We start from the raw sequence: 12,116 nt of genomic DNA, 5'->3' as shown, positions 1-12,116 counted from the left end.
GTAGGTGTCGCACTTCATATTACAATCCGTCAGTTATAAAAAAGATTATGAGTGCATGTGCTAAGAATTAAACTTGTAGAAATGTCCATCATGCAAAAGCTTGTTCAAGGGAATGAAGCGTTGTGTGGAGTTGTAACCACCAAGACCAACGTAAAGATCAAACGTTGAACCTGCAATACTCCATATCTGGTATCCGCTTACTGGCAAAGGACCACCGTAGAACAGATTCCATTCTTCTGCTGAGAAGACAAGGGCTTCTCTATAGTTCTGCTGGAGCTGTTGCTTCACTTGAGAGGGTTGCAGAGGTTCAGATGTCAGCCAGGTTAGTTGAGATGAAGGGTCAAAAGCAGGCTGTAGAATAACAGGACTCGTCTGCAATCTTGTTGGTTCAAGTATGGGTATCTGTTGTTGCAACTCCTTTAACTCGAAAAATTTCGTTCCAGAGCCAGTCTCTACACGTTCTAACTGATCAACTGGCAACAAGTCTCCATTGGATGCATCGATGTACATCGCGGGATGATTTACACGTTCCACTTTCCAATAAGCCAAAAGAGGAGGAGCATATAGAAGTGTAAGCTTTCCGCCTGAGGTTTGTAATGTTTTTACATCCAAACCCTGTCGTTCCAGAGCCTGTCCTAGTAGTTCGTTATTATACAGGGATTGTTCTCCCTGACCATACTCACTGAGAAGGAGCTGCCCTTGCGGAGTTGTGGAAATAATCATATATCCAACGGGCTTGTCCTGAATGCTGGCATGCACAAACCAGCCATGGTTACCTGGACCTAATGGATAATATTCAAGTTTCGCTACAAGCCAATCTGGATTGGAGGTACCGAGTGCGTTCACTTGCAGTTGCGCGAATTGCTCTACAGAAGCGGGTGCAAACCTGTTAGTTGTTGCCGCTGCATGAGCCGTCGGCCAGATGGAGAGAAGAGCAAAGCAGATGATCATGCTCAAGAAGATCGATAGGCAATGCCCGATATTTCGTCGTTTTGACCGGGGCCGTTTTTTCATCGTAAACACCTTCTTCCTGACTTCATTGTAGAGGATAGGGGGTGCAAAGGGTGCTGCAACCTGTCGGTTCAACGGTTATGAATAAACACTACTTTTGCCAGCATTTGCAGGAAAAGTAGTGTCTTCGTCTTATCTTAAGTGAAACATGCCGCTGCTTATGGCAGTGACCTTCACCTTCGGCTCATATTGCCAGATCATCTCGGTTCGTCTGTTCTCATACTGCAGTTTCATCGCTTCACGATCTATGACCGCCTGTTTTGCTTTTTCTTGCTCAGGGTCTACATCATCTTGCGTCTGTTGTATGGTAGATTCGGCGGCCATTTCCACGTCAGCTGGGACCGGTTCTAATATGCCACGAACCCGATTAATAACAGGACGAACCGTTTCATCTTCAGTAACCTCAGGCATGTCTTCTCGCAGTACGGCTTCATAGTAGGCGTCCACCACATCGAGTTCGAGTTGCAGGCGTTCTTTCGCTTTTTCCGCCCAGCTATAATCGAGCCTGCTTAAGTGAGCGGTGAGATGTGATTCGAGAGCAGCCCCTGCATCAGCGAGCGAAATTTTCGGTGACTGGGCATGCATATTTTCAGCCAGTCTTGGACTGAGATCACGCCGGCTCAGCTTGCTTCCGAACTTTTCGATGATTTCACCCGATCTTAGTGAAATGCCAAGGAAGTGTAATTCCTCCCGTTTCAGGTCACAAGCAAACTCGACTTTAAAACAAACCCCTAGCCAAGGTTCATACACAGCCGGAGATGTGGCCCTGATCTGGCGTTTGGCGGCTTGTTCAAACAGGTTTACGAAGGCGCCACCTTCGCGGGCTGCGGCAAATATCTGCTGTAATCTGCGGCTACCATACACAACATCTTCTCGCAGAATGCGTCCGGGACCAAGCTGCGGCATGGAAGGCGTGATGCCAAAATAACGTCCGAGTATCGTTTCTTTCGGAGCATCAGGCTTCGCTTCAGGTGGCGTTTGAACAGGCTGAGACGCTTTGGCCTTGGCTTCCGCCGCCTCAGTGATCTGCTGATAAGCTTCCGGGTCAAAAACAAAAGTAAATGACATGGTCTCAGGCTCCACCCCTACACGCTCCACAAATCCCCAGTAATACGGACGGTTCGTTAATGCCTTGTCTGCTTCAGGTGATAATTTAACCGTCACATGAGCAGGTGACCGCTCCATGATCTGGCAATCCAAAGCTTCCAGATAGGTTAGGACGTAAGCTTGGATCTCATGCGGTGACATAGTCATGGATATCAGTTGCCCCCTTTGTGAAGATCAAGTTTGGTGATTAAAGGCACCTCGTCAGCAACTTCGCGCTGAATTGTGTTCAGCGACTGTCCGAGGGTGTCCATTTTACGGCGAATATCTTCTTCGTTCTGCGATTCCAGCATAATTTTGTACAGACTCTTTTCGATCGATTCCTTTTTCTCCAGCCGTTCGAGAATAACATCCAGTCCGCCGATGACCATCTCGAACATATTAATTTTCTCATGCAACAGATGCAGGATATGTTCCTCAATCGTACCTTTCGTAGACAGGTTGAAAATGTTAACGTCATTCTGCTGACCGAGCCGATGAACCCGGCCAATCCGCTGTTCTACCCGCATCGGGTTCCACGGTAGATCAAAGTTAATCATATGGTGACAGAATTGCAGGTTGATGCCTTCACCACCAGCTTCCGTTGCAATCATCGCCTGAACACGGCCACGGAAAAGATCCATCATCCAGTCCTTTTTGCCTCGATTCATCCCGCCTCGATAGGGAACAGCCGTTAGTCCGTTGTTACGAAAATAATTCAGCAGGTATTCCTGCGTCGCTCGGTATTCCGTGAAAATAATGACTTTTTCATTCATATCTCGAATCAGTTCCATCGTTTTTTCAGCTTTTGTATTTTCTTTAATCGCCTTGATATGAGCCACCAGTTCCCAGATTTTATCCCGCAGTGGAGAATCCAGCGGTAGCTTTTTGGACAGATTGACGAGTGTTACAAACACAGCGTCCCGACTGCTACAGACTTCCCGTTGCAACGTAACGAGCGAAAGCATGCTGCTAAGGTTGCCGCCTGCTTCCTGGTATTGATCTTTGACAAACGAGGTTACCCCGTCATAGAGTGCTTGCTCTTCAGGCGAAAGTTGCAGATCCACGTTAGACACGTTGCGTTTTGTAAATTGCACGGGGCCTTCGCCACGCCTGTTACGGATCATGACTTTGGACAGCTCATCTTTGAGCTGCTCCTGATTTTTGGGCACACGTTTATCGACGACAAAGTTGGCGGCAAAATCGCCTTGACGACCAAGCTGACCGGGCTTCAGCAGGTTAATGAGATTGAAAAGCTCGCTCATGTCGTTCTGCACAGGCGTAGCAGTGAGTAGCAGGCAGTATTTTTTGCGTAATTGCAGCATGAATTGATAATTGGTTGTTTTTTTATTTTTGAGTTTATGTGCTTCATCAATGATGATCATGTCATAGTCCATACTTAGTAACATATCTTTGTGCGGGTCTCTCTTGGCAGTGTCCATAGAAGCAACAACAACGTCATTTTGCCAGGAATAAGCCTTTTTCTGTGCAACTGCTGGGATGCCAAATTTGGAATTGAGTTCACGTACCCATTGCAATACCAGAGAAGCGGGGACAAGAATTAACACTTTAGATACAAGACCACGAACCATATATTCTTTCAAAATCAGGCCGGCTTCAATCGTTTTGCCCAGACCTACTTCGTCGGCGAGAATGGCTCGGCCTGACATTTCGAATAATACTTTGCGTGCCGTATCCATTTGGTGAGGAAGTGGGGTCAGATCTTGCAAATGTTTCAGACATTGAATTTCGTCAAAGTTCGGAATGAGATTCGTTTCTTCAGCCTGAATACCGAGTTGAAAGAGTCGGTAATCCCCCCAAGGACCGCCCTTGTCCAAACGAGATTCAAGCTGTTCCAGCCAGCTTCGATCAAACTCAAGAGGAACAGGTAAGTCAGCTACAGGTTGATTCATATGATGCGGATGTTTCCGGTTCATGATGCTTCCTCTCCGTTCTTGTGTTATTCGTAGGTAATAGTATGGACGAAGGAAGGCAAGTTCATAACCCGTTTCAGAGGATCTATGATATAGATCACATAGAAAATCAACATATAGTGTAATATAATGGTTATAAATCACTATATGTAGTGTCTAGGCATAAATTATTCTCAAAGACAGCATTGAATTTAAAATGAACGGTTTATTCGGGGAGGTTGATTGCAGAGATGGCATCCAACAATACAGGAACGAACCAACAAGTGAAGCATCATGAGAACAAACATAAGCTGGAAGGGCTCAGCGAGAAAATATTTCTGGATCGGTACGCATGGAAGGACGCTGATTCAAATCATGCAAAAGTCGGAGATGTAGTACTTGTATTAACGAAAGATGATCCCAAGTTTCCGGTGAAGGAAGTCGGTGAGATTGTTGAACGGCAGGCACAACTAGTTAAAGTGCGGACACGTAGCGATACGATCATTGAGACCGATGTGGAAAAGTTGACACTTACGATAGAGAAAACACCGGAAGAGATGTGGGATCGTCTTGCCCGAGCGATGGCATCTGTTGAATCGACACCTGAACAACAGGCTGTTTGGGAGAAGAAGTTTCGCTTGGTGCTGGATGACTGGAAACTGGTTCCTGGTGGACGTATTGCTGCTGGTGCAGGGGCAGGGGCCAGTGATGAGTTGACGCTGTTTAACTGTTATGTCATTCCTTCTCCGCAAGACAGCCGGGGCGGCATCATGAAGACGTTGACCGAAATGACTGAAATTATGGCTCGCGGCGGTGGCGTGGGTATCAATCTGTCATCCCTTCGTCCGCGGCGGGCTGTGGTGAAAGGTGTGAACGGCTCGTCCAGCGGATCGGTATCCTGGGGCGGTTTGTTCAGTTATACGACGGGGCTTATCGAACAAGGGGGCAGCCGCAGGGGTGCGCTGATGCTGATGATGAACGATTGGCACCCGGACGTGCTGGATTTTATTACGGTTAAACAAACGATGGGGCAGGTGACCAATGCCAATCTGTCGGTCTGCGTAAGCAATGCGTTCATGGAGGCTGTGAAGCAGGACGGTGATTGGGAGCTTGTTTTTCCCGATACGAGTGACCCGGATTATGATTCAGAGTGGGATGGGGATCTGGGCAAATGGAAAGCGTCAGGCCGTAACATTATTCCGTATCGTACCGTGAAAGCACGAGAAATATGGCATACGATTATTGAATCCGCCTGGAAATCAGCCGAACCCGGTGTTGTATTTATGGAGTATTACAATCAGATGTCGAACAGCTGGTATTTTAATCCGATCATTTGTACTAATCCTTGCTTCCATCCTAAAACAAGAATAGCTACCCAATATGGACTTATAACAATTGAAGATCTGTATAGAAGGAAAACAGGAGAGTTTTTTATGGTAGGTACGGATAATCGACTTATCGAAAAGGCCAAAGTTGTTGGCGGTCGTTCATACGAAATACCTGGATTACAGATGAGATCAGCAACAGTGTTTCCAACTGGAAAGAAAGAGACCATTAAAATACATCTACAAAATGGAATTGAAATTAGTGTGACTCCTGAGCATCAGTTGTACACTAATTTTGGGTGGAAACAAGCCAAGAACCTAGACTCTGAAGACTATGTTTATATTCAGTCAGCTGAAGGTGGATTTGCAGAAGAAGATCAACTTGGAGAGGAATGGGGATTATTTTTAGGGTGGTTAATTGGTGATGGATGGGTTTCTGCTCGTGGGGAAGTAGGCATGGTTTTTGGAGCTGACGATGAAGAGGTGATACCGCATCTTATAGATGTCGGTGAGAAAATATCGGGAATAAGGGCAAAGATCTATCAAAGAACAAATGGAACAAAACAAGTTTACTGGTGGAGGAAAAACTTAGTTTCACAACTCGCAAGTATTGGAGTAACTTCAGCAAAAGGACCGGAGAAGGTGGTTCCCGAGTTGATATTTACATCCTCGAAAAAAACAGTGACAGCTTTTTTACAAGCTTTGTTTAGCGCTGATGGTACTGTATATGAAAGAGATGAAATGCATCGAACAGCAAGATTAACTTCTAGCTCTAAAAAGTTGTTACAAGGTGTTCAGTTGCTGTTATTGAATTATGGAATCAATAGTTCAATTTATGCTCGCCCTAAATCTTCACAATCTTTATTCAATTACACAACAAAAGGTGGAGAATTTAGGACTTACAAGAGTAAGGGTTTCTACGAGTTGATAATATCAGGTAACAATCTACTTTGCTTCAAAGAAAAAATTGGTTTTAAATATGTTACGAGGAAACAACAGGCTCTAGAGCGAATTGCAAGACCGTCAAGAAAGTCAGAAAAGTTTATGTCGAGAGTGAAGAAGTTGGAAAAAGGAGAATACGTCACTGTATATGATATAACAGAGCCAGTTACACATTCCTTGATTGCTGGTGGAGTTGTGGCTCATAATTGTGGGGAACAGGGCCTTCCAGGCTGGGGCGTATGTAACTTGTCAGCAATCAATTTGTCCAAATTCTATGATGAAACAAACCACGATGTGGCATGGGAAGAGCTGGCGGAAACGACGCGCATTTCGGCAAGATTTCTGGACAATGTGATTGACGCGACGCCGTATCATTTTGAAGAAAATCGATTGAATCAGCATCGTGAACGCCGGGTGGGGCTAGGAACTATGGGACTTGCGGAGCTGATGATCAAACTGCGTATCCGTTATGGCAGTCTTGAATCGCTAGATTTTCTCAATAAACTGTATGGATTTATGGCAAAGGAAGCCTATCTCGCTTCAGCGGAGATTGCCGCGGAGAAGGGGGCGTTCCCGGCGTTTGAGGCAGAACCTTACTTACAAAGTGGATTTATGAAACAGATGATCGCGACGTACCCAGAGGTTGGAGAAGCGATCCGTGAAAAGGGAATTCGTAACGTGACGCTGATTACTCAGGCGCCTACAGGAAGTACTGGAACGATGGTGGGCACATCGACTGGCATTGAGCCGTATTTTGCTTTTAAGTATTTTCGCCAGAGTCGTCTTGGGTATGATGAACAGTTTGTGCCGATTGCTGAGGAGTGGCTGGAGCAACATCCTGGTGAGTCCCTACCGGATTATTATGTGACGGCGATGGATCTTTCGGCCGAAAATCATATTCGCGTGCAAGCTGCCATTCAGAAGTGGGTGGACAGTTCGATTTCAAAAACGGCAAACTGTCCGGCTGATTTTACGGTGCAGGATACGGCAGAGCTGTATGAGCTAGCTTTTGATCTAGGTTGTAAAGGGGTAACGATCTATCGGGACGGCAGTAGAGATGTTCAAGTACTTTCTACTTCGAAGAAAGAAGACACCTCAGCTATTGAGGGGCAGAATGCGGATAAAGAGGAATTCAACAGTCTGGTAGCTGAGTCCGTTTCGGTAGCAAATCCGGTGTATGCAGAGCGAGAGTCCAGCTTGCCAGACTTGGGAGAACAGACTACGGGTGTGGTGGATAAACAATATAAACGCCGTCCACAAGTATTGCGCGGAGCAACGTATAAGATGCATACGCCGTTTGGCATGGCTTACATTACGATTAATGATCTGGACGGAACACCGGGTGAGATTTTCCTCAACGTAGGCAAGGCAGGCTCAGACGTGTTTGCGATGGCGGAGGCACTGGGCCGGGTGTGCTCTCTATTCTTGCGATATGGCGATCATGGCCATAAGGTGGAGTTGCTTATCAAACATCTGAAAGGCATCGGAGGTTCAGGGGCTATTGGTTTCGGAGCTAACCGTGTGGAATCCATTGCCGATGCCGTAGCGAAAGCGCTGGAAAGCCATGTTCAGATGAATGAGCAAGTGAAAGAGGGTGATCCGCTTGAAGCACAGAGTGAAAAGAAGAACGAGGACATTGGAGTGAAGAGCCCGAACAGTGCTAACAGTAGCAACAGCACCAACAATGCAAAGGGAGTTCTGCTGAACACACAGGCACCCACCGAACATCTGGGCGATGCGGGAGGTGAGGGGCAAAAAGCTTTTATCCAATCCATCGACTTATGTCCTTCATGCGGCTCGGCGTCCTTGATCAATGTGGAGGGCTGCAAAACATGCAGTAACTGCGGATACAGCAAGTGTAATTAAGCTATTCCAGAACAAATCTGGAGTAAATTGTTGCTCTAATGAGCCTGAACAGGGATGTTCAACCTAAAAAGTGTACAGACGAAGTGCTGACATACCAGCACTTCGTTTTTTTTGTTGCTAGACTTCAATTGAACTGCCTAGACGTCGATAGGTCTCTTTAGTCAACGGTGTACATTGAATCTAGTTTCCTCTGAATTATTTATTCAATAGACATCCCTTTAATCTTAAATATGTTAAAATAAGGACGGTGTTCTTACAAATCCAGTTAAAAGAGGCACATATTCCGTTTAAATGAATGTTCATGTCAGGTTCTGGACGAAGGAAGGAGGTAGCATCTATCATGAGTAAACATTGGAAAAAGTACTTGTTTTTGTTTGCTCTGATCGTGCCGATCTCAGTAGGTACCATTTTTACGCTCCCATATCACCATCGATATATTGCAGTAGTTATATTTCCACCTCTATTTTGGATGCTCTACTATTCATGGATCACATTAGAAAGAAAACGGGATCGTTAGTAAAGGTTGGTGGAAAGGTGACAATGAAGGCGTTCTTATCGCTATGGTCCGGCTACTTTTGTATTTTTTATGGGGATTATTTTCGTATACAGTGTCGTTCCGAATCCAGTAATGGCTAGTTATGCATTTTCAACAACATTTATTTTTATTATTTCTGTTGTCATTTGTTATACGTTGATTGATATGGAAACGACAAATCAGGAATCGGTAACGGTATTGCATAGTGGCAGTTTAGTAAAACTTTATGTTGCAAAATTGTTGTATTGCTGGTTTTTTACCATTCCACTCGCTCTGTATGCCGTTTCGTTCCCAGCCATTTTTCAAAAGTTTGATCGAAATCCGAGTGTTGAAGAGCTAGGCATGGCCCTGATTTATCATTTGGTTTCATCTTGGCTGGGAGTTGCTTTAGCCTGCTGGTTTAGTTCTAAGTTTGTTCGTTCCCGCGTCATGTCTTTTTTAATGCTGAGTGTGCTCATTGTTATTACACTTTCTGTGCAAGGTATAGAACAGGTGTTGCCAGACGGATTTACACCAATGATTTATCTGTTGCCTCCTCTAAGTAGTACTATAGATGTGTTAATTAATTATGATGCACAAAGTCTATTTAAGAAGCTAATGGTAATAATTATATCGCTCGTATATGGTGCGATTACAGCAGGATTATTTGTTTTAATGATTTACAGACGCAAGCTGGATTCAATGCATTGATATTCTCGTTCCACCTCTAGAGTCCTAGGAAGGAAGAAGCAATTATAAGCAAAACTTTCAATCCGCTCTGAGTTAGGTTTATAATGGATAGTGGCTGCTGAGCAAGTCGGCGGCCTTTTTCTATTGAATAAGTTCAGGTAATTATGTCCAGTCGATGAAAAGCACTATATTAAACATTAAATATAGAGTATGATTTTACAGCTGATTATGCTGGCAGAAAAGGTTACATCGGTTAAACGGGTTTGTAACTATTCTTGTCAATTATGAAGTTGTTTTCAGGCGTATAATGCTAAACGTAATCGTGAAATCACGAGAAAATATAAGTTAGATTCACAATCAATACAACTAAATCTATAGGCAGTTCGTCTTCTTTATGTTGTAAATGAAAGATGGAAGGTGCAATACGTATGTTAATAACAACTAGAATGAGCCAGTGTAACAGGATGCCCCGATCTCGATGGATGTGGACTCGCAGTAACAAGGAGGGGCGCGCATGTCACAATCAGTGAAAAAAAAGAGGCATATGAACGGACTGGATGGCTTACGAGCCATCGCGGTACTTGGCGTGATTGCTTATCATTTAAATTTGGATTTCATTCCGGGCGGGCTGCTCGGTGTAGGTATATTTTTTGTTCTGTCAGGCTATCTGATTACCGATATTTTGTTATCCCAGTGGCGGGAACATGGGCGCATTGCGCTTGGAGATTTCTGGTTAAGGCGGTTTAGGCGCTTGTTGCCTGGCATGCTAACCATGACAGCGGTTGTGATGCTCTGGCTGTTATGTACAGACTCGTCCCGGCTTGCTTCACTCAAAGGGGATATCTTATCCGGTGTTACGTACATAAGTAATTGGTGGTATATCTTTCACCATGTTTCGTATTTTGAAAGTTTCGGTCCACCATCACCTTTTGGACATTTCTGGTCACTGGCTGTTGAGGAGCAGTTTTATCTGCTTTGGCCGCTTCTGTTAATTGCAGCGATCGTTTTGTTCAAAAGAAAGGGATGGCTGATCGTCTCCATTGTCGTTGCAGCTGAACTTTCAGCTGGCGCCATGGCCATCTTGTACAACCCGGATTTGGACCCGAGCCGTGTATATTATGGAACAGATACCCGTGCATTTGCCTTGCTTGCCGGGGCAGCGTTAGCTGTAGTCTGGCCAAGCCGGAAGCTGTCTGGCACATTGCCTGCGATGAATCGGCTCGTATTGGACGTATCAGGAATTGCTGCCTTAGCGGTGCTAATCTATATGATGCTGAATACGAGCGAATACGACTCGTTCCTGTATCAGGGGGGCATGGTGATACAAGCGATTGCCGCAACCCTGCTGGTGGCAGTACTTGCCCATCCTTCGTCTTTGCTGGCAAGGATTATTGGGGCAAAACCATTGCGCTGGATTGGTGAACGTTCGTATGGAATATATCTGTGGCATTATCCGATTATTGTTCTGACCAGTCCTGTTGTAAATACAGGCGATGCACATCCTGTACGTATGTTGCTACAAGTCGTTGCAACGGTTGTACTTGCATCGATGTCGCTAAAATATATTGAAAACCCGATTCGTTATAACGGTTTTCGGGATTCCTTGTCAAAACTGTGGGGAAGAGGGCGTACCTCTTTCGTTCCCCGTCAGGTATGGTGGAAACGAACAGGCCTGCTGATGACGTTCCTGTTACTATGTTATGCCATATCGCAGACGGTACTGCCAGTAGCAGCCAATTCAGATTCACATTCGGTGTCCCTGTCTACGGTGTTCAATGGCGAAAAGTCTGCTGAAGAAAAGGGTCAGGACGTTGTACCCGTTACAACAAAACCTTCGAATTCCGAGGAAAAGAATCCATCTGTTCAGTCAGGTACGGAGTCGACGTCAGACGGGAAAACGAATGGGAGTCACAAGCCTGGAACTGCATCTACAGATGGGTCTAAATCGGCCAAGCCGGACGATTCATCCAGCGATAGCCGGGATCAGGGCAACTCACCCTCTAATCCTGACAATAATCCTGCTTCCAATTCGTCTGATTCAGGAAACAAAGAAACCGACCCATCGGGTTCGAAACCAGATGAAGGCACAACCGATGCAACGGATTCAGGGGCAACGGATAAACCTGCGACACCTGTCACTAAGAATGGAAAAGTCCAATATACAATTATCGGAGATTCCGTTATTCTGGATGCCAAGCCTTATCTGGAGCAGAGCATATCCGGTGTGTACGTAGATGGCCATGTCGGCCGTCAGATGTGGCAGGCTGGAGATGTGCTGAGGGATCTGAAGCGTAACAAGCAAATGGGCAATCAGGTGGTACTTGAGCTTGGAACGAACGGTTCCTTTAATTCCAAAAATTTAAAGTCCGTACTTGATGGATTGAAGGATAAAACACGGGTTTATCTTGTCACGGTACGTGTGCCGCGTCCTTGGGAGCGAACGGTGAACAAGGCTCTGACGGATGCAGCCTCCAGTTACAGTAATGTTTCTCTTATTGATTGGAATCAGGCTAGTGAAGGGCATGACGAATATTTTGAAAAAGACGGGGTGCATCTGACCGCCGAAGGTTCTGAAGCTTTTGCAGCATTGGTGAAAAACAGTCTTCAATAACCGAACGATTAACATGTAGAATCCTTTAATACGAACTTATCCAGCTATTATATCTTTGAATCATGCAATACATGTTCAGCACATGGAGTATACGTCCAATTTTAAAGTCTCTCCCTGAGAGCAATGGGATTGAAGTTAGTCTTGACTTCATGACATTGTCC

At 45.2% G+C, this 12,116-nt stretch carries 7 protein-coding genes; 4 read left to right on the top strand and 3 right to left on the bottom strand.

What is annotated here, in order from left to right:
- Positions 1-60: 60 nt before the first annotated feature.
- The 3 genes from H7T88_RS19370 to H7T88_RS19360 all read right to left on the bottom strand — a co-directional run bounded on the left by H7T88_RS19370 (position 61) and on the right by H7T88_RS19360 (position 4,031).
- Positions 61-1,014 (bottom strand): hypothetical protein, encoded by a 954-nt coding sequence (locus H7T88_RS19370; RefSeq protein WP_221789924.1) that lies wholly within the window; start codon positions 1,012-1,014, stop codon positions 61-63.
- Between the two features lie 129 nt (positions 1,015-1,143).
- Positions 1,144-2,265 carry a YqhG family protein gene (locus H7T88_RS19365; protein ID WP_221789923.1) on the bottom strand — a complete coding sequence of 374 codons (1,122 nt, stop codon included), beginning with the start codon at positions 2,263-2,265 and terminating at the stop codon, positions 1,144-1,146.
- A gap of 5 nt (positions 2,266-2,270) precedes the next feature.
- Positions 2,271-4,031 carry a DEAD/DEAH box helicase gene (locus tag H7T88_RS19360; RefSeq protein ID WP_221789922.1) on the bottom strand — a complete coding sequence of 587 codons (1,761 nt, stop codon included), beginning with the start codon at positions 4,029-4,031 and terminating at the stop codon, positions 2,271-2,273.
- Positions 4,032-4,258: 227 nt separating this feature from the next.
- On the opposite strand from H7T88_RS19360, the gene H7T88_RS19355 reads away from it, so the two are divergent.
- The 4 genes from H7T88_RS19355 to H7T88_RS19340 all read left to right on the top strand — a co-directional run bounded on the left by H7T88_RS19355 (position 4,259) and on the right by H7T88_RS19340 (position 11,955).
- Complete coding sequence (locus H7T88_RS19355; RefSeq protein ID WP_221789921.1) at positions 4,259-8,140, top strand: ribonucleotide reductase barrel domain-containing protein; 3,882 nt, start codon at positions 4,259-4,261, stop codon at positions 8,138-8,140.
- A 340-nt stretch (positions 8,141-8,480) separates the two neighbouring features.
- Complete coding sequence (locus tag H7T88_RS19350) at positions 8,481-8,657, top strand: hypothetical protein (RefSeq protein ID WP_221789920.1); 177 nt, start codon at positions 8,481-8,483, stop codon at positions 8,655-8,657.
- A gap of 111 nt (positions 8,658-8,768) precedes the next feature.
- Positions 8,769-9,365 carry a hypothetical protein gene (locus H7T88_RS19345; RefSeq protein WP_221789918.1) on the top strand — a complete coding sequence of 199 codons (597 nt, stop codon included), beginning with the start codon at positions 8,769-8,771 and terminating at the stop codon, positions 9,363-9,365.
- 493 nt (positions 9,366-9,858) lie between these two features.
- Positions 9,859-11,955: an acyltransferase family protein gene (locus H7T88_RS19340; protein ID WP_221789917.1), complete on the top strand. Its 2,097-nt coding sequence runs from the start codon at positions 9,859-9,861 to the stop codon at positions 11,953-11,955.
- The last annotated feature ends 161 nt before the right edge of the window (positions 11,956-12,116 follow it).

The sequence above is a fragment of the Paenibacillus cucumis (ex Kampfer et al. 2016) genome, assembly GCF_019748695.1.
GTDB classification, from domain to species: Bacteria; Bacillota; Bacilli; order Paenibacillales; family Paenibacillaceae; genus Paenibacillus; species Paenibacillus polysaccharolyticus.
This window is presented reverse-complemented; position numbering and strand designations above follow the sequence as displayed.

Coding starts and splice junctions, on each gene's coding strand:
- H7T88_RS19370 (WP_221789924.1), bottom strand. CDS start 1,014: ATGAAAAAACGGCCCCGGTCAAAACGACGAAATATCGGGCATTGCCTA.
- H7T88_RS19365 (WP_221789923.1), bottom strand. CDS start 2,265: ATGACTATGTCACCGCATGAGATCCAAGCTTACGTCCTAACCTATCTG.
- H7T88_RS19360 (WP_221789922.1), bottom strand. CDS start 4,031: ATGAACCGGAAACATCCGCATCATATGAATCAACCTGTAGCTGACTTA.
- H7T88_RS19355 (WP_221789921.1), top strand. CDS start 4,259: ATGGCATCCAACAATACAGGAACGAACCAACAAGTGAAGCATCATGAG.
- H7T88_RS19350 (WP_221789920.1), top strand. CDS start 8,481: ATGAGTAAACATTGGAAAAAGTACTTGTTTTTGTTTGCTCTGATCGTG.
- H7T88_RS19345 (WP_221789918.1), top strand. CDS start 8,769: ATGGCTAGTTATGCATTTTCAACAACATTTATTTTTATTATTTCTGTT.
- H7T88_RS19340 (WP_221789917.1), top strand. CDS start 9,859: ATGTCACAATCAGTGAAAAAAAAGAGGCATATGAACGGACTGGATGGC.